Genomic DNA, 18,240 nt, shown 5'->3' on the forward strand with positions numbered 1-18,240 from the left:
TTACCCTTTGTCCCGAAAGGGCTTTCCAGAGCCTTCCGTGTCGCGGTATAAATGCTCAGAGCTGCGCGCCGGGGTCAAGTTGTGAAACAGACGCCGCGGTGGATAACAGGGTGCAAACGCCCGATCTGGCAGCCATCTGGGGTGTGACGTGGGGCGTCACGATTAAGTCGGGCGAGGATCAAGGCGATGGGCAAAGGACTAGGCGCAGGGCTGGTATCGGGCGGATTTGTGGGCGCTGTTGTGCTCTCGATCCTGTCCTTGTACGCACCGCTCCCACAGGATCGGATCGACGCGGCGCCCAAGCTGGAGGCCGAAACGCCGCCCAGCGAAACGGTCGCACCCGAAGACGACGCCGCCGCCGTCGCGCCGGAAACAGCGGCGGAGCCGATTGTGGCCGAGGCCGACAGCGCCGAGGTCGCCCCCGCTGCCGATGCGCAGACCATCACACCAACCAACGAGACCCAGACCGCCGCGCCCGCCGCGCAGACCGAGACCGAAATCGTGGCGCCGGACACGGACACCCCCGCCGTCGCGCCCGACATTGAAACCGCCACGGTCGCCTCTGACACCGAGACAGCACAAGCACCGGTGGTCGCCTCGCAGACGCCTCAGGCGACGGCCTCCGAGACGCTGACCGCAAGCACGGACACCCAGACCGCCGAAGCGGTCAGCGCCGCGCCTGCCCAGACACAAAGTCCCGTCGCCATCATCCCCGATGACAGCGCCGCGACCCTGACCGCGCAGGCCGACAGCTCCGCCGCGCAGGCGGTCACGCCGGAGGTCCAAGAGCCCGCAGGCGCGGAAACACTGGCGCAGGCCGACACGTCCGTTGTGCAGCGCTCCGAAGTGCCGAGCGAGACCGTGGTGGGTGAGGAACAAGTCGCAAGCGTCCCCGCTCCAGAGCCCACGGCCGAGGCGCAGCCGGACACCCCGCCGCGCCGGAGCCTTCCGACCGTCGGAGAGGAAGAGGTCGAGACCGTGTCCGCAGATACGCCGATCACCGCCCCCGTGCCGCAGATCACGAACCCGGTCGCGGGGGTCGTAACAAACAGGCTGCCCAGCCTTGGCACGCCCGCGGCGGTGCCGAGCGAGGACCCGGCCCCTGAAGCAACTGAGGTCGCAGCACCGATTGAAAACGATGCGTTGCGCCAGTTCGCGACCCCCGTGGAAGGCGCGGAGGGCAAATCGCTTTTCTCGGTTCTGTTGATCGACAGCGGCGAAGACGGGATCGCGCGCAGCGAACTTGCGCAGCTTGCCGTGCCGGTCACTGTGGCGATTGACCCGACCTCACCCAACGCCAGAGCGATCATGGCAGAGTACCGCGCAGCCGGGGTTGAGGTTGTGGCGATCGTCAACGACTTGCCCGAAAGCTCTGAGCCGAGTGACGTGGCCGTGTCCGTATCGGCCTATTTTGATGTGCTCTCAGAGGCCGTTGGCCTTATGGATCCGCTTGATGGGCGCATTCAGGGCAACCGTTCGCTGCTTCAGCCGGTGCTGGGCGCGATCCGCGATACGGGGCACGGGCTGATTACCTACGACCGGGGCCTCAACACGGCCCAGCAGGCCGCCCGGCGCGAGAATATTCCAAACGCCACGGTCTTCCGCATCCTTGATGCGGAGTTGGAAAAGGCCCCGAAGATCAAACGCTACCTCGACCGTGCGGCCTTCACCGCCAATCAGGACGGGGCCGTGGTTGTGGTCGGGCGCAGCTATGAGGAGACCGTAAAGGCCATCGTGGAATGGGCGCTGGAGAAGAAAGATGCGAGCATCGCGATGGTGCCGGTCTCTGCAGTGATGCTTGCCACGCAGGACGGCAGCTGATCAGCTGTTGCCGTCGCGCAGGAACAGGCCTGCCTCTTTCGCGGCCATGCGCAGCGCCTTGGACTTGTTGACGGTTTCCTGAAACTCCGCCTCCGGGTCGCTGTCATAAACGACCCCGCCGCCGGCCTGCACGTAGAGCTTTTCGTCCTTCAGCACCGCGGTGCGCAGGGCGATGCACATGTCCATGTCGCCATTGGCCGAGAAATACCCGCAGCCGCCGCCATAGACGCCGCGCTTCTCGGGCTCCAGCTCGTCGATGATCTCCATCGCGCGGACCTTCGGCGCGCCCGACACGGTACCCGCAGGCAGGCCCGACAGCAGCGCCGACAGCGCGTCGTGATCATCCGACAGCTCGCCCACCACGTTGGAGACGATGTGCATCACGTGGCTGTAGCGCTCGATGATGAATTTCTCGGTGGGCTTCACCGTGCCGATCTTGGAGACCTTGCCGGTGTCGTTGCGCCCCAGATCGAGCAGCATCAGATGCTCTGCCAGCTCTTTCGGGTCGGCCAGCAGGTCCTGCTCATGGGCGAGATCCTCGGCGGGTGTGGCCCCGCGGGGACGGGTGCCCGCGATGGGGCGGATCGTGACCTCGCGCCCGAAGACGCGCACCAGAATTTCCGGGGAGGCGCCGATGATCTGGAAGCCGCCCATGTTGAAATAGAACATGAAGGGCGACGGGTTCGTGCGGCGCAGCGCGCGGTAGAGTGAGAAGGGCGGCAGCGCAAAGTCCTGTGTCCAGCGCTGCGAGGGGACCACCTGAAAGATGTCGCCGGCCTTGATGTACTTCTTGGCCTGCGCCACGGCGTCGAGATAGCCCTGATGGGTGAAGTTTGAGACGGGATCGGCCACGGGCGCGGTCTCGCCGAAATCGCGCGCATCAGCAGGCACCGGGCGTTCCAGATCGCGCACGGCGTCCATGACACGCTCGGCCGCCTGCGCGTAGGCCGCGCGGGCCGACAGTCCCCCATTGGCCCATGCGGGGCTGACGATGATGACCTCGCCCTTCACACCGTCGAGCACGCAAATCACCGATGGGCGGATCATCACGGCGTCGGGCAGGCCCAGCGGGTCAGGGTTTACATCCGGCAGATGCTCGACCAGCCGGATCATGTCGTAGCCCAGATAGCCGAACAGCCCGGCGCTGGCTGCGGGCAGACCGTCGGGCAGGTCGATCTGGCTTTCCGCGAGGATCGCGCGAAGGGCTGTCAGGGGATCATCATCGCAAGGCTCGAACGCATCACGGTCGTAGCGCGCAGCGCGGTTCAGCTCGGACGTCTCGCCGTGGCAGCGCCAGATCAGATCAGGCTTCATCCCGATGATCGAATAGCGCCCGCGCACCTCGCCGCCGGTCACCGATTCCAGCACGAAGCTGTCGGTCTTCGCGCCGGTCAGCTTCAGCATCAGCGACACCGGCGTGTCGAGGTCGGCGGCCAGCCGCGTGTAGACGATCTGGTTCTCGCCCGCGTCAAAGCCCTTGGCGAAGGCGTCGTATTCGGGGAGGAGCGCCATGTGCCTAGATGCCGCCAACACCGCCGCCCATCTGGGCGTGGACCGCATTCAGCGCAGCCTGATCGAGCGACAGGCCGTGGCGGGATTGGATGGCTTGCCCGAACATCTCGAACACATCCGCGGCAAGACCCTGGCTTCCCTGCGCTGACAGTTGGCTGATCACCGCCTGCGCCTCGTCGGCGGCGGTGTCAGGCGGCGAGATATCAAGGAGTTCCAGCAGGATCACGCCGCTCTCGTCCTCCACCAGCGCTGTGCCGTTGGCGGGCAGATCGAAGGCTTCGATCAGCAGGCCGATCGGCGCGCCCTCGATGAAGTCGGTGCGGGTGCGGTCGGTCTCGGTGCGGCCCTCAAGACCCAGTGACTCGAGCTGTGTACCCGCGTCGAGCTGCGCCTTCAGCGTCTCGCCCAGCTCCGCCAGACGGCGGTTGATCTCTGCCGCGTCCCACGCGGTCGCGACCTCGTCGCGGATCTCATCGAGCGCGGGCAGGGTGGGCGGCACGATTTCGTCGAGCCGCGCGGCAAACAGCCCGCCATCGGACAGGTCGGCCACTTCGGGGAAGTCGCCTTCCTGCAGCCGCTCGGCCTCGTCGCGGAAATTGTCGTAGCCGGTGATGCCCTCGCGGTCATTGCCCGAATAGTCCACCGTGCCGAACTGTGCCGGGGTCTCGTCGGCGACCTCTTCGAGCGTCGCGCCGCCCACAAGCAGATCGTCGATATCGTCGCGGAAAGACTGCACGGCGCGGCGGGCCTGATCGGCGGCGGCCTCGGCCGCCAGCTCTTCGCGCACATCCTCAAAGGGCGTCTCGCGGGCCTCGAGCACCGCGTTGATGCGGTAGATCGCGGGGCCGAGAGAGGTTTCCACCGGCTCCGACAGACCCGGCTCGGTGACGGCGAAGACGACATCCGCAATCGGGGCGTCCAGATCATCGCGGGCGACTTCGCCCTGATCGACATCTTCCAGCGTCAGTCCACGCTCTTCGACGAGCGTCTCGAAGGACGTCTCGCCCGCCTCGATGGCGGCCTTGGCATCTTGCGCGGCGTCCATGGTCAGAAAGCTCAGGCGTTCGACCAGGCGGCGCTCGGGCTGGTTGTACTCGTCGGAGCGCTCTTCGTAGAGCGCCTGCAGCTCGCCATCGGTGGGCTCGATCGTGTCGGTCAGCATGTCGGGCGTGAGCCAGATGTAGCTGATCTTGCGCAGCTGGGGCGTTTCGAACTGGGCGCTGTTATCGTCATAGTAGGCTTGCAGCTGGGCATCGGCGGGCTGCGGGTTCGGCACGACCAGAAGATCGGGCGTGACCGAGGCCCAGCGGAAGGAGCGGCGCTCACCCAGGAAATTGTAGAGCGTGTCGGCATAGGCGTCGTCGAGCACCAGCCCGCCGGTCACCGCCTGTTGCAGCAGGCCAACCGCGGCCGTGCGGCGAATGTTTTCCTCGAACTCATTGGGGCGCAGGCCGCTTTGTTGCAGCGTGAATTCATAGGTATCGCGGTTGAACGTGCCGCTTGCGCCCTGGAAGGCCGGGACCTGCCGCAGCTCGCGGATCACCTCTGCGTCGCCGACCGACAGGCCCATCATGCGCGCCTCTTCGGCGAGCGCCGCATTGGCGGCAAGCCGGGTGCGCACGCGCAGGTCGATCCCTTCCTGGATGGCCTGCTGGATCGAGACGGCGTCGCCCCGGCGACGGGTCTCGAAATTCAGTTCCTGCTGCAGGGCGCGCTGGTATTCCTGCACCGTGATCGGCGTTTGGCCGACCTCGCCGATCTTGGTGATGTTGCCCCCCAGACCACCCGCGCCGAAGCCTGCGAGACCCGCGACCAGCAGCACCAAAATCACCCAGACGGCGATCTTGGAGGCACTCGATTTCTGCGATTTGGCCATGGCGTTGGAACCCCTCGAAAAACTGTTGCGACGTGGTAGCCCGGCGCGCGGGCCGGGGCAAGCGGATCAGAGCGTCTCGAGCCGGTCAAATAGCTGCGAAATGCCGTCCGCGTCGATATTGGCGAACGCGATGCGCAGCGCCTGCGCGCCCGACGGGTCATCGTCGGGCACGAACATGGTGCCGGGCAGGCATAGAACCCCGATTTCGCGCACCATGCGCTGCGCCAACTGGTCGGAAGGCTCATCGAACGGATGCCGCATATAGGCAAAGTAGGCGCCATTGCCCTCCAGCGCCCAGCCCTTGGCCTCGAGCCGGGGGAAATGCTTCGCGATGGCGGCCTTGCGGGCAAGGATCTCGGCACGTTGCGTGCCAAGCCAGTTGCCAAGGTTCTGCATCCCCCAAAGCGCGGCGCGCTGGCCCAACTGGTTGGGGCAGATCGCGACGGTGTCGAGGAACTTCTCGGCCTCCGCCAGCCGCGCCTCGGACGCAACCACGGCGCCGACGCGGTGCCCGGTCAGCCGGTACGCCTTGGAAAACGAGTAAAGCTGGATCAGCGTTTCGTCCCAGCTATCGCGTGTGAACAGGTCGTGCGGCGCGCCTGTGCGGCTGTCAAAATCGCGGTAGGTCTCGTCCACAATCAGCGCGATGCCTTTCGCGCCGCAAAGCTCGTAGAACGCCGAAAGGGTCTCTGACGGATACTCAACGCCGCCGGGATTGTTGGGCGATACCAATGCGATGGCGCGTGTCTTTGATGTGATCAGCTTCTCCGCCGCGCCTGCGTCGGGCAGCAGCCCGTCGCCGGTCTTGAGCGGAACGGCAGCGATGCCGCCCATATCGAGCCACATCTTGTGGTTGAAGTACCACGGCGTCGGCAGGATCACCTCGTCACCGGGCGCGCAGAGCGTCGCAATGACAGCGGCGAAGGCCTGATTGCAGCCGGACGTGATCGCGACCTGCGCGGGCGCCACAGTCCCGCCATAGCCCTGCGACCACTGCTTGGCGACCTCGGCCCGCAGCTCCGGCAGGCCCAATACAGGCCCGTAGAGATGCGCGCCGTCATCCTCCAGCACGAATTGCGCCATCGCTTCGCGCAACGGCGCGGGCGGCGGGTCAACGGGGGCGGCCTGACTGACATTGATCAAGGGCCGGTCTGCGGGGAAATCCACACCCTCCAGCCAGCGCCGCGCCTCCATCACCGGGGGCGGGAAGGTCGCGGCCATGTTCGGGTTCAAGAGCATCCTATTCGCCCCGATACGGCTTCACATATTGCATCGCCATGTCCCACGGGAAGAAGATCCAGGTGTCCTGGCTGACTTCTGTGATGAACGTGTCCACCTGCGGGCGGCCTTTTGGCTTGGCATAAACGGTGGCGAAATGCGCGTTGGGATAGAGCGCGCGCACGACTTCCAGCGTTTTGCCGCTGTCGACCAGATCATCGATGATCAGGATGCCGGTGCCGTCGCCCATCAGCGTGTCGTCGGGCTTTTTCAGGACCGACGCCTCGGACTGGGTCTGGTTGTCGTAGCTTTTGACCGAGATCGTGTCGACCGTGCGGATATCGAGCTCGCGCGCGGCAATCATCGCAGGCGCCATGCCGCCGCGGGTGATCGCCACGACCGCTTTCCACGCACCGTCATCGGGGCCGTGACCGTCCAGCCGCCACGCCAGCGCGCGGCTGTCGCGGTGGATCTGATCCCAGGAGATGTGGAAGCCTTTTTCGTGGGGCAGGCGGTCGGTCATGGCGTGTGGCTCCTCAGGTGATGGCGATCTTGGCGCCGAGCAGGGCGATCAGCCCGCCAAAGCTGCGGTCCATGGCGGTCTTGAACCGCCCATAGGCTGCGCGGGCGCGGGACAGGGAAAACAGGCGGGCGACCACGATGTACCACGCGGTCTCAACCCAGAAGATGTTGGCCAGCACGATCGCCTTGTCGGTGAGACTGGCCTCGAGCGGAACGACGCCCACAAAGACGGCCCCAAAGAACACGGCGGGCTTCGGGTTGGCGAGCATGGCGAGTGTGCCCAGCTTGACCGCACCCCAAGTGGAGCGCGGGGCGCTGCCATCGGTCACGACTGGCATCGGCTCTGTTGCGTGCCGCCACATCTGGATCGCGATAAAGAGCAAAAACAGCCCGCCCACGACTTTCAGCGCGGTGAAGAGCACCGGGACGATCTCGAACAGGACGGACAGGCCCAGCAGGGCGGCGGCGGCCCAGATCGTGGCGCCGATGCCGAAGCCCACCGCAAGGCCGGTGGCCACCCGGAAGCCTTCGGAGGCCGCCGCTCGGACGCTGAGCACAAAGGAGGGCCCGGGGCTCATCGCCGCGAGCAGGTGAATGAAAGCGACCGTGGCGAAGGCCGCCAGAGTCATTTCTCGATATCCGGGGCGTCGACGGCTTTCATGCCCACAACGTGGTAGCCCGCATCCACATGCAAAACCTCGCCGGTGACGGCGGAGCCGAGGTCCGAGAGCAGGTACAGCGCGGACTTGCCGACTTCTTCCTGCGTCACGGTGCGGCGCAGCGGGGCGTTATACTCGTTCCACTTCATGATGTAGCGGAAGTCGCCGATGCCCGATGCGGCCAGCGTCTTGATCGTGCCGGCGGAGATCGCGTTGACGCGGATGCCGTCCTTGCCCAGATCCTCTGCCAGATACTTGACGGAGGCCTCAAGCGCGGCCTTGGCGACGCCCATCACGTTGTAATGGGGCATGACCTTTTCGGCGCCGTAATAGGTGAGCGTCAGCAGCGAGCCGCCGTCGTTCATCATCTTCTCCGCGCGCTGTGCTACAGCAGTGAAGGAGTAGACCGATATATCCATGGACATGCGGAAGTTGTCGGGGCTGGTGTCAACATAGCGGCCCCGAAGCTCGTTTTTATCCGAAAAACCAATGGCGTGCACGACGAAGTCAAGGTTGCCCCAATCGTCCTTCAGTGTCTCGAACAGCGCGTCAATCGACGCGCCATCGCCCACATCGCAGGGCAGCACATGTTTGGCGCCGATGCTGTCGGCCAGCGGGCGGACCCGCTTGAGCAGCGCGTCGCCCTGGTAGGAAAAGGCCAGCTCCGCGCCTTGCTCGGCGCAGGCTTTCGCGATGCCCCATGCGATCGACTTGTCGTTCGCGACCCCCATGATCAGGCCGCGTTTGCCCGCCATTAATCCGTTTGACATCTGTTCCCTCACGCCCATCTAGCCCCGGTATTGTCTGGTTCTCTAGGCCAAAGCCCTGTGGCCTTCAAGAGATCGCTCTATATGGGCAGGCAGTCGGGCGTCGGCGAAGTCCCGCCGACGCACATGTCCCAAGACGCAAGGTTAAGGGTTGCGAGACGCGCTCCGCGCGCTTATCGAAGCAACGTTATAGAAAGTGAACTGATCGGTATGGTTGATCGAACTGGCATATTCGCGGGGGATGACCCGTTTGCGTTGACCCGCGCCTGGCTGAAAGAGGCCGAAGCGCGCGAGCCCAACGATCCCAATGCGATCGCTCTGGCCACCGTGGACCCGCAGGGGATGCCGAATGTGCGCATGGTCCTTCTCAAAGATATCGAGGACGACGCCTTTGTCTTCTACACCAACTACGAAGGGGTGAAGGCGCAGGAGATTGAGGCGAGCGGCACGGCGGCCTTCGTGCTACACTGGAAGTCTCTGCAACGGCAGGTTCGCGTGCGCGGGCATGTCACCCGCGAGGATGGTGCACGGGCGGATGAGTATTACAGATCTCGTTCGCTCAAGAGCCGGCTGGGGGCCTGGGCCTCTGACCAGTCGCGCCCGCTCAGCTCGCGCGGCGCATTGATGGCCAAGGTCGCCAAGGTGACGGCAGAGAAGGGCATCAACCCGGACCGCCCGCCGTTTTGGGGCGGCTTTCGGATCACGCCGGTGGAGATTGAATTCTGGGCGGACGGGACCGCCCGCCTACATGATCGGTTCCGCTGGACCCGGGCGGACGCCTCCGCCCCGTGGGAGGTCGTACGACTGAACCCGTAGGCCGCGTAAGCCTGCGGAAATGAATGGAAATTGACGTATGCGTAAACGTGTTGGGTCTGGAATGCCTTACCTATCAAAAACGCGCGAAACGTGGCACCTATGAGCCCTAAGAAGAAGCAGGGGGCTCCATGGGCAAACTTGGAGGCGCTGAAAATTTCGGCGCGGCATGGATGACAGAAACGAAAGAGATCACTGAATCAGCTCGATTTATCGTCGGGCAAGTGAAGTGGTTTGATGCGGTTAAAGGGTTTGGATTTGTCGTCAGCGACGAGGGGGGACCAGACATCCTTCTTCACGCAAACGTGCTGCGCAATTTCGGCCAGGGCTCCGTCGCCGATGGCAGCCATGTTGAATTGCGCGTTCAAGAGACCGAACGCGGGTTGCAGGCCGTTGAAGTCCTGTCCGTCAATCCGCCCGAGGCCGATGCGCCGATCGAGGGTCTGCCCGGAAATCTCGACGAGCTCAGCGACATTCCGCTGACACCCGCGCGGGTGAAATGGTTTGACAAGGCAAAAGGCTTCGGCTTTGCCAATGCCTATGGTGAAACCAACGACATCTTCCTTCATATCGAGGTTCTGCGCCGCTGTGGCTTGGCCGATCTTCAGGCCGGCGAGGCGATCTGCCTGCGCGTCGTTGATGGGGAACGTGGCCAGATGGCCGCGGAAGCGCATTCCTGGGATTACGCCAACAAGAAGAATTAAAGCCGCGCTTCTTGCGTGTGCTTTGACGTATAGCGGGGCGGCGGCTGCGGCCTGCGCCCCGGATGTTGTGTCGATCAAGGGCAGCTTCGGTCAGATCAATTTCGACGTCGCCGTAGCCGAGACCCCGCAAGACCGCGCCCGGGGGCTCATGCACGTGAGGTCGATGCCCGCGCGTTCCGGCATGCTCTTTGTATATCCGCGCCCGCAACGCCTTGCCTTCTGGATGCGCAATACGCTCATCCCGCTTGATATGATCTTCGTCGGCCCGACCGGTGAAATCGCCAAGATCCATACCAACGCCATCCCGCTCGACGAGACGCCGATTGAAGGCGGGGAGGGCCTGACCCACGTTCTGGAGATCAATGGCGGGCTGAGCGCGCGCTTTGGAATTGCGCCGGGCGACGTCCTGCGTCACCCAAGTTTCGATCCCGCCGTCGCCATCTGGCCGTGTGAGTAGTTTGGTCTTTTCAAACCCGCATCGGCGGTTTAGGGAATGCAGCAGATGATCGGGGCGTGGCGCAGTCTGGTAGCGCACCTGTTTTGGGTACAGGGGGTCGTGAGTTCGAATCTCGCCGCCCCGACCATCTGAAGCCGCAGCGCGGCAATTCTTCCCGCTTAGTGTCGAGACCTCCGCGCCATCCGCGATTCTGTGGATAGATGACGGGACGCGTCCAAACTACGCAGTTTTGAGACCGGACCGTTGCATCCCTACATCTAGACGACATCCCGCGGCCTGCTCCTATATATAGTTAAGCGAGTGTTAACGCTCCCCAATCCACTGGGGATAAGCCTGTGGATAGTTCAACCGATAGGACAGCATTAGGGGCTAAGTGGTCCTCAAGATTGCGTTTTTTCGGCATGCAGGTTTTGTCCCCGATTTCATCTCGCAAGCGCGGCAGAATCGGGCGTCAAAACGATCCCCCAAGGTCAACAGATTTTTGTGGTGATACACGGTAAATAATTCGTTGACCCGTTAGGTGCGCATACGGCAGGTTGTGCGAGCTGACACCGAAGCCACAACATATAGGGGTAGGGGCCAGCAACGGGAAACGGGACAACATTTCGCAAGCCTCTTGTGTCGAACACGATGCAATGCCAGCGCCACTGCGGCGCAGGCAGCGGAACGGTTTTCGCCGCGCCCACCAAGACGACCCGCATGAGGCAGGTCAGAACATGAATTGATGCGCATCAAGCGCTCTGGGATATCGGGGACACACGACCAATGAAAATTGACCGCAAGCTGACGAAAGCGGGGCAGGACGCCTACGCCGCCCTGGAATTCACGACCACCGCGTCTGAAATCCGCAACCCCGACGGCACGGTCGTCTTCAAGCTCAACAATGTCGAGATCCCCGCAGGTTGGAGCCAGGTCGCCTCTGACGTCATTGCACAGAAATACTTCCGCAAGGCCGGCGTGCCTGCGGCCACAAAGCGCGTGAAAGAGAAGGGCGTGCCGTCCTTCCTGTGGCGCTCGGTTCCCGATGAGGCCGCGCTCAAGAAGTTGCCCGAAGATCAGCGCTTTACCGGCGAGACCTCGTCCAAGCAGGTGTTCGACCGTCTTGCAGGCGCATGGTGCTACTGGGGCTGGAAGGGCGGCTATTTCTCGTCCGAGGCCGACGCACAAGCCTACTATGACGAAATGCGCGTGATGCTGGCCAAGCAGATGGCCGCGCCGAACTCCCCGCAATGGTTCAACACAGGACTGCACTGGGCCTACGGCATCGACGGTCCCGCACAGGGCCACCACTATGTCGACTTTCAGACCGGCAAGCTGACCAAATCCAAATCGTCCTACGAGCACCCGCAGCCCCACGCCTGCTTCATCCAGTCCGTCTCCGACGATCTGGTCAACGATGGCGGCATCATGGACCTGTGGGTTCGCGAGGCGCGCCTGTTCAAATACGGCTCCGGCACCGGCACCAACTTCTCGTCGCTGCGTGCAGAGGGCGAGAAACTGTCCGGCGGCGGCAAATCCTCCGGCCTGATGGGCTTCCTGAAGATCGGTGACCGCGCAGCAGGCGCCATCAAATCCGGCGGCACCACCCGCCGCGCCGCCAAGATGGTGATCGTCGACGCCGATCATCCAGATATCGAAGAATTCATCAACTGGAAGGTGCTCGAAGAGCAGAAAGTGGCGTCCATCGTCGCGGGCTCCAAGATGCACGAGCAGAAGCTCAACGCGATCTTCCAGGCGATCAAAGGCTGGGACGGTAAGCTGGAAGATGCGGTCGACCCCAAGACCAACGAGCAGCTGAAGTCGGCGATCCGCGAAGCCAAAAAGGTCGCGATCCCAGAGACTTACGTCAAGCGCGTGCTGGATTACGCAAAGCAGGGCTACACCTCCATCGAGTTTCCGACCTACGACACCGATTGGGACAGCGAGGCCTACAACTCGGTCTCCGGCCAGAACTCCAACAACTCCATCCGCGTGACCGACGCCTTCCTGAAGGCGGTCGAGGCCGACGCGGATTGGGAGCTGATCAACCGCAAGGACGGCAAGGTCTCCAAGACCATCAAGGCCCGCGATTTGTGGGAACAGGTCGGCCACGCCGCTTGGGCCTGTGCCGATCCCGGCATCCAGTACCACGACACCGTCAACGCGTGGCACACATGCCCCGAAGATGGCGCGATCCGCGGCTCCAACCCGTGCTCCGAGTACATGTTCCTCGACGACACGGCCTGTAACCTCGCCTCGATGAACCTGCTGACCTACCAGAAGGACAGCAAGTTCGACGCAGAGCTCTATATGCACGCCACCCGCCTGTGGACCCTGACGCTGGAAATCTCCGTCACCATGGCGCAGTTCCCGTCGCCCGCCATCGCGCAGCGCAGCTACGACTTCCGCACGCTGGGCTTGGGCTACGCGAACATCGGCGGCCTGCTGATGAACATGGGCCACTCCTATGACAGCGCCGAAGGCCGCGCCATGTGCGGCGCGCTGACCGCCCTGATGACCGGCGTATCTTACGCCACATCGGCCGAGATCGCGTCCGAGCTAGGCGCCTTCCCGGGCTACAAGAAGAACGCAGACCACATGCTGCGGGTCATCCGCAACCACCGCAACGCGGCCTACGGCAATGACGAGGGCTACGAGAACCTCGACATCAAGCCGCTGGCGCTCGACCACGCCAACTGTCCCGATCAGGACCTGGTGAACCTCGCCATGGCCGCCTGGGACGAGGCGCTGGAGCTGGGCGAGAAGCACGGCTACCGCAACGCGCAGGCCACCGTGATCGCGCCTACCGGGACCATCGGTCTGGTTATGGATTGCGACACCACCGGCATCGAGCCTGACTTCGCTTTGGTGAAGTTCAAGAAGCTCGCAGGCGGCGGCTACTTCAAGATCATCAACCGCGGGGTGCCCGGCGCGCTGGAAACCCTCGGCTACCGCTCCAACGAGATCGAAGAGATCGTCTCTTACGCGGTGGGCCACGGCACGCTCGGCAATGCGCCCGGCATCAACCACACCTCGCTGGTCGGTCACGGCTTCGGCGAGGCAGAGCTGGCCAAGATCGAGGCCGCGCTGCCCTCCGCCTTTGATATCCGCTTCGTGTTCAACCAGTGGACCCTGGGCGAGGAGTTCTGCACGCAGACCCTCGGCATCCCGGCCGCCGAGCTGAACAATCCCGCCTTCGACATGCTGCGCCATCTGGGCTTCTCGAAAGACCAGATCGAGGCCGCCAATGACCATGTCTGCGGGACCATGACCTTGGAGGGTGCGCCGCACCTGAAAGAAGAGCACTATGCCGTGTTCGATTGCGCCAACCCCTGCGGTAAGAAGGGCAAGCGCTTCCTGTCGGTCGACAGCCACATCTACATGATGGCCGCGGCCCAGTCTTTCATCTCCGGCGCGATCTCCAAGACGATCAACATGCCCAACAATGCCACCATCGAGGACTGCCAGAAGGCGTATGAACTCAGCTGGTCGCTGGGCATCAAGGCCAACGCGCTCTACCGCGACGGCTCCAAGCTCAGCCAGCCGCTGGCCGCAGCCCTTGTCGAAGACGATGACGAGGCCGCCGAGATTCTCGAAAGCGGCACGGCGCAGGAAAAAGCCGCCGTGCTGGCCGAGAAGGTGATCGAGAAGGTCATCATCAAGGAGGTCGAGAAGGCCACCGCCCGGGCCAAGATGCCCGAGCGCCGTAAGGGTTACACCCAGAAGGCCATCGTGGGCGGGCACAAGGTCTACTTGCGCACCGGCGAATACGAGGACGGCCAGCTGGGCGAGATTTTCATCGACATGCACAAGGAAGGCGCGGGCTTCCGGGCGATGATGAACAACTTTGCCATCGCGGTTTCCGTCGGGCTTCAGTACGGGGTCCCGCTGGAGGAGTTCGTGGACGCCTTCACCTTCACCAAGTTCGAGCCGGCCGGCATGGTCCAGGGCAATGACAGCATCAAGAACGCGACGTCGATCCTCGACTATATCTTCCGCGAGCTCGCTGTCAGCTATCTCGACCGCACCGATCTGGCCCATGTGAAGCCCACGGGCGAGACCTTCGATGATCTCGGCAAAGGCGAGCAGGAGAACTTGCAAAACGTCGACAACCTGTCGGAGAACGCCGCATCCAAGTCGCTCGAGGTGCTCAAGCAGATCAGCTCCACCGGCTACCTGCGCAAGCGCGTGCCGCAAGAGCTGAAGGTGCTGCAAGGCGGGATGGCTTCGATGGGCGCCACATCGCTCGACGGCGCGGCCGATCCGGTCGCTGCCCTGCAAACCCTGGTGCCAGAGGTGGCGTCGGCCGCCGCAACGGCTTCCACGGCGATCGCGTCCGGCTCCGTCTCCCTTGATGCCCGCGCGAAAGCGAAGATGCAGGGCTACGAGGGCGAGGCCTGCGGCGAATGCGGCAACTACACGCTGGTGCGCAACGGCACCTGCATGAAGTGCAACACCTGCGGCGGGACGTCCGGGTGTAGCTAAACAAGATACGGGCGGTGCTCCTGCGGAGCATCGTCCGGGTTCCGGGGCGGATGCGTTCGCCCCTGACGCGGATCGGGCCGCAGGCATAAAACTAACGGGCGGTACAACGACGAGCCTGATCAGCGAACCTGGCCCCTTCTTCGGAAGGGGCCTTTTTCTTTGTCCAAATCGATTCAGGCTTTGGCTTTATCCTGGCAAAATACTCCCGGCGGAGCGACCTGCGCCCCGCTACTTCGCACACCCGGAAAGAGCCTAGGACTTGGGCTTCGACGTCTTGTCGCGGGCCGCTTTTTCTTCTTTTGTCAGCTTGCTGTTCCAGACATTGTTGCTCAAACCCAGCTCCGGCTTGAGCGGCTTGGTCTTGCCCACGGTGACTTTTCCACCCTTGTTCAGAAACTCCTGAATAAGCGCGTCATCGGTAGTGTCTTTGGGAACATGTTTCATGGCAGAAGGCTACCGGGTCGGCGGGGGCAACGCAACTAAAGCCGCCCCATCGCGCGCAACCGGGTGGCCAGAGCTTTCGAGCGCGTGTCGCCCGCCTCTAGGGCGAACACATAGGCATGGGTCAGGTAAAACCCCGCCGCCACCTCGGTCTCGGCCTCATCGGCGGCCCGCTCGTAGAGCGCGATCAAAGCAGGCCGATCGTCGCGAGCGTGGGCCGCCAGAAGCTCCGCATCCAGGCTCACTCGGCGGCCATGGCCTGCGCCTGCCTGTGGGCCAGTATCCGCTCCGCCACCCAAGCGTGGAAACAATGCGTCGGCCCGTCCATCGCGGGCGAGAACCGTCCGCCGTCGAAGCCCGGTCCGTAGCGGCCCCGCTGCATGCCCTCGACCACGAAGATGTCCTCTTCAAAAACTCCGCGCCACAGCTCGGTGTTCTTCACGCGCATCGCCGCGTCCACCTCGGGTGCGGCGTAGTAGATGTGGACATGCTCGACCGTGGCATCCACGCCCCGCGGCTCCAGGATGATCGCGTAGGCATGGTCGCGCTGCGCGGCCAGCAGTACGTTGGGGTAGATCGTGATGTATTCCGCGCCCTCATCCCATTTGTCGCTGAGCCCCGCGAAGTCCGGGAAGCGCGCGCCGTTCTCGCCCTCGAACTGGCGGTAGACGAGCGTGCCTTGGCCCGAGTAGCGGCCGGGCTCGTTGATGTTGTAGTGATCCTCCAGCCGCGAATAGCTGTTCAGCCCGGGATGCACCCAGGGCAGGTGGTAGCTTTCGCAGTAATTCTCGACCGCCAGCTTCCAGTTGCAGGCCACATCGAGGGTGAACGCGCTGTCCGGCCCGCCGTGATACATGGGCTGGTCGAACTCGGCCCAGCGGGCGATCAGGTCGGCATGGACGTCCTCGAACGGCGCGGCATCGCCCGAAATGTTCACAAACACCACATCGCGCCAGATATGGGAGCGTATCTCGATCAGCCCAAGCGTGCTGCGGTCCATATCGGGATGGGTGTTCATGCCCGGGCCACCCACATGGGGGGTGGCAACCAGGTCGCCCTTGGTGGAGTAGCACCAGGAGTGGTACGGGCAGCGGATCGCGCCTTCGATCTTGCGCGGCGCATCGACGAGGATCATGCCGCGGTGGCGGCAGGTGTTCTGGAAGACCCTCACCACGCCGTCCTTGTCGCGGATCAAAAGCAGGGGCAGGCCCAGGAATTCCAGCGGTTTCGCATCGCCGGGCTCGGGCACATCGGCGCCCACGGCAAGGCCTGCCCACGTGCTGTGGAGCACCGCATCGCATTCCTCGGCAAAGGTCGCGGCGTCGACGTAGTGGGCATTTGGCAGTCCGCGCGCCTGCTCAATCGGGGCCGAGACACGGCTGAGATCGGTGGTCATGGATGCGTCCTTCGGTGCGATTACCTGCCTCCACGGTTCCAGATTCGCATGGGCGCGGCTTTTCTCACTGCGACCCCCGCAGCGCGCCATGGGTCGCAAATTGCCCAAACCGGGTGGCTCGGTCGGTGGGTTCCCGCCACTGCGCCCCGTGCGCATTTTTTGGGCAATCTCGTGCCGGGACGGATAAGCCAAAATGGCAAGCGGTAGCGCGTTTTTGGCACAAATCCGACAATGCCTAACGATCGGTGCGGGCAGAGGGCATGTATCCTTCAGCGACCGCCCTGACGGCGGCGCGTAACCAAAAACGGAGAGAGTCTATGAAAACCGCTCTTATCGCACTGACCACCGCAACCTTTGTGGGTACCGCAGCCTTTGCCGCTGTGGCTGATCTGGACAGCGACGGGGACGGCGTCGTCTCCTTCACCGAGATGCTGGCCAGCTACCCGACCCTGACCGAAGAAGGGTTCAGCGCCATCGACACCAATGGCGATGGCGTGGTGGATGAAGAGGAAATGACGGCAGCCACCGAAGGCGGCCTGATCCCCGAAGCCTAAAGCCTTAGGTTTGGCCCTGCGCCCCCAAATGTGCAGGGCCATTCAGGTCCGTCTTCACGCCATTGTTCGATCTGCCTCGGGCGGCGTGGAGGCGGGCCTTTTGCGTCCTACTCAGGCCCGCGCGAGAGCGCCGCAACTCCGGTGCGCGCCTGCTCGATCAGCCCCAGGGGACGCATGAGTTCGGCGAAGGCGTCGATCTTCTCGGACGTGCCGGTCATTTCGAACACGAACGACTCCAACGTGCTATCCACCACATTTGCGCGGAAAATCTCGGCCAGGCGCAGCGCCTCGATCCGCTCGTTGCCGGTGCCTGCAACCTTGAACAGGGCCAGCTCGCGCTCGACACTTGCGCCTTCCTCGGTCAGGTCGTGCACGTCATGCACCGGGACCATGCGCTCCAGCTGCGCCTTGATCTGCGTGATTACGGCGGGCGTGCCGGAGGTCACGATGGTGATGCGCGAGCGGTGCCCTTCATGGTCCACCTCGGCCACGGTCAGACTTTCGATGTTGTAGCCCCGGCCCGAAAACAACCCGATGACCCGTGCTAGAACCCCCGCTTCGTTAGTGACGAGGACCGCCAAAGTGTGCCGCTCGATGATGTCGGCATTGGGGTCCTTGAGGTCATAGGCCGAATGTTTCGACGTGCCTTTTTTGATCTTGAGCGGGGACATGGGGCTCTCTCTTTCCTAGCGAATGTCGATCACCGGGGTGCCGGTGCTGGCGGGGTAGCCCGCCTTGGTCAAAAGGGTCAACCGCAGCGGATCGCGGGCGGCTTTGGCGAGGCAGATGGCCTCTGGCTTCAAGGTGACGGGCGCGCCGTCAATGTCGATGCGGTCGGCGAAGTGCAGCACCTGCGCCTCGCCCTCCGTGTTGGTCGCCGTGACCGTGTAGCTTGCCTCCAGCGGCTCGACGCAGACCTCCACGGCCTCCGTAAAGCTGAGCTCCTGCTGCCAGACGTCCCGGTTCAGATCGTAATCCGGCACGACCATCGGGGGCAGGGAGGCCGCGAAGAGCGAGGTGAACCACTCCCACATCG

The 18,240-nt window shown here is 63.6% G+C and carries 17 protein-coding genes and 1 tRNA gene; 7 read left to right on the plus strand and 11 right to left on the minus strand.

The window, feature by feature from the left end; genetic code table 11:
* Positions 1 to 186 precede the first annotated feature (186 nt).
* Positions 187 to 1,821 (plus strand): divergent polysaccharide deacetylase family protein, encoded by a 1,635-nt coding sequence (locus C8N43_RS02885; RefSeq protein ID WP_107844168.1) that lies wholly within the window; start codon positions 187 to 189, stop codon positions 1,819 to 1,821.
* Here the strand turns inward: C8N43_RS02885 and trpE are convergent, their stop codons facing one another.
* From trpE to fabI, 6 genes are all read right to left on the minus strand, one after another.
* Positions 1,822 to 3,333, minus strand: a complete 1,512-nt coding sequence (trpE, locus tag C8N43_RS02890) for an anthranilate synthase component I (protein WP_107844169.1) — start codon at positions 3,331 to 3,333, stop codon at positions 1,822 to 1,824.
* A 4-nt stretch (positions 3,334 to 3,337) separates the two neighbouring features.
* Positions 3,338 to 5,209, minus strand: a complete 1,872-nt coding sequence (locus C8N43_RS02895; protein ID WP_107844170.1) for a peptidyl-prolyl cis-trans isomerase — start codon at positions 5,207 to 5,209, stop codon at positions 3,338 to 3,340.
* 66 nt (positions 5,210 to 5,275) lie between these two features.
* Positions 5,276 to 6,448, minus strand: coding sequence for an aminotransferase (locus C8N43_RS02900; RefSeq protein WP_107844171.1), 1,173 nt, complete (start codon positions 6,446 to 6,448; stop codon positions 5,276 to 5,278).
* Position 6,449: 1 nt separating this feature from the next.
* Positions 6,450 to 6,950, minus strand: a complete 501-nt coding sequence (gene gpt / locus C8N43_RS02905; protein ID WP_107844172.1) for a xanthine phosphoribosyltransferase — start codon at positions 6,948 to 6,950, stop codon at positions 6,450 to 6,452.
* A 13-nt stretch (positions 6,951 to 6,963) separates the two neighbouring features.
* Positions 6,964 to 7,578, minus strand: a complete 615-nt coding sequence (locus C8N43_RS02910; RefSeq protein ID WP_107844173.1) for a LysE family translocator — start codon at positions 7,576 to 7,578, stop codon at positions 6,964 to 6,966.
* A complete protein-coding gene (gene fabI, locus C8N43_RS02915; RefSeq protein WP_107844174.1) occupies positions 7,575 to 8,378 on the minus strand; it encodes an enoyl-ACP reductase FabI in 804 nt (267 codons plus the stop codon). Before fabI ends, C8N43_RS02910 begins: the two co-directional genes overlap by 4 nt.
* 207 nt (positions 8,379 to 8,585) lie before the next feature.
* Here fabI and pdxH point away from each other — a divergent pair, with 207 nt between their 5' ends.
* The 5 genes from pdxH (at position 8,586) to C8N43_RS02940 (ending at position 14,813) form a co-directional block, all read left to right on the plus strand.
* Positions 8,586 to 9,191 (plus strand): pyridoxamine 5'-phosphate oxidase, encoded by a 606-nt coding sequence (gene pdxH / locus C8N43_RS02920; protein ID WP_107844175.1) that lies wholly within the window; start codon positions 8,586 to 8,588, stop codon positions 9,189 to 9,191.
* Positions 9,192 to 9,361: 170 nt separating this feature from the next.
* Positions 9,362 to 9,892 (plus strand): cold-shock protein, encoded by a 531-nt coding sequence (locus C8N43_RS02925; protein WP_107846213.1) that lies wholly within the window; start codon positions 9,362 to 9,364, stop codon positions 9,890 to 9,892.
* Positions 9,888 to 10,349, plus strand: coding sequence for a DUF192 domain-containing protein (locus C8N43_RS02930; RefSeq protein WP_107846214.1), 462 nt, complete (start codon positions 9,888 to 9,890; stop codon positions 10,347 to 10,349). Before C8N43_RS02925 ends, C8N43_RS02930 begins: the two co-directional genes overlap by 5 nt.
* Positions 10,350 to 10,399: 50 nt before the next feature.
* Positions 10,400 to 10,476 (plus strand) — tRNA-Pro (locus C8N43_RS02935).
* A gap of 638 nt (positions 10,477 to 11,114) precedes the next feature.
* Positions 11,115 to 14,813, plus strand: a complete 3,699-nt coding sequence (locus C8N43_RS02940) for a vitamin B12-dependent ribonucleotide reductase (RefSeq protein WP_107844176.1) — start codon at positions 11,115 to 11,117, stop codon at positions 14,811 to 14,813.
* A gap of 252 nt (positions 14,814 to 15,065) precedes the next feature.
* Here the strand turns inward: C8N43_RS02940 and C8N43_RS02945 are convergent, their stop codons facing one another.
* The 3 genes from C8N43_RS02945 to C8N43_RS02955 are packed head-to-tail and all read right to left on the minus strand — an operon-like array spanning position 15,066 to position 16,650.
* Positions 15,066 to 15,257: a hypothetical protein gene (locus tag C8N43_RS02945; RefSeq protein ID WP_107844177.1), complete on the minus strand. Its 192-nt coding sequence runs from the start codon at positions 15,255 to 15,257 to the stop codon at positions 15,066 to 15,068.
* A 35-nt stretch (positions 15,258 to 15,292) separates the two neighbouring features.
* Positions 15,293 to 15,499 (minus strand): hypothetical protein, encoded by a 207-nt coding sequence (locus C8N43_RS02950; RefSeq protein ID WP_107844178.1) that lies wholly within the window; start codon positions 15,497 to 15,499, stop codon positions 15,293 to 15,295.
* Complete coding sequence (locus C8N43_RS02955; protein WP_107844179.1) at positions 15,496 to 16,650, minus strand: aromatic ring-hydroxylating oxygenase subunit alpha; 1,155 nt, start codon at positions 16,648 to 16,650, stop codon at positions 15,496 to 15,498. The genes C8N43_RS02950 and C8N43_RS02955 overlap by 4 nt, the downstream gene beginning before the upstream one ends.
* Positions 16,651 to 16,967: 317 nt before the next feature.
* Between C8N43_RS02955 and C8N43_RS02960 the strand changes: the two genes are divergently transcribed.
* Complete coding sequence (locus C8N43_RS02960) at positions 16,968 to 17,204, plus strand: EF-hand domain-containing protein (RefSeq protein WP_107844180.1); 237 nt, start codon at positions 16,968 to 16,970, stop codon at positions 17,202 to 17,204.
* 107 nt (positions 17,205 to 17,311) lie between these two features.
* On the opposite strand, the gene ilvN is transcribed toward C8N43_RS02960, so the two are convergent.
* Positions 17,312 to 17,875 (minus strand): acetolactate synthase small subunit, encoded by a 564-nt coding sequence (ilvN, locus tag C8N43_RS02965; protein WP_107844181.1) that lies wholly within the window; start codon positions 17,873 to 17,875, stop codon positions 17,312 to 17,314.
* 15 nt (positions 17,876 to 17,890) lie between these two features.
* Positions 17,891 to 18,238, minus strand: coding sequence for a hypothetical protein (locus tag C8N43_RS02970; RefSeq protein ID WP_107844182.1), 348 nt, complete (start codon positions 18,236 to 18,238; stop codon positions 17,891 to 17,893).
* Positions 18,239 to 18,240: the final 2 nt, after the last annotated feature.

Source organism: Litoreibacter ponti (assembly GCF_003054285.1).
GTDB classification, from domain to species: Bacteria; Pseudomonadota; Alphaproteobacteria; order Rhodobacterales; family Rhodobacteraceae; genus Litoreibacter; species Litoreibacter ponti.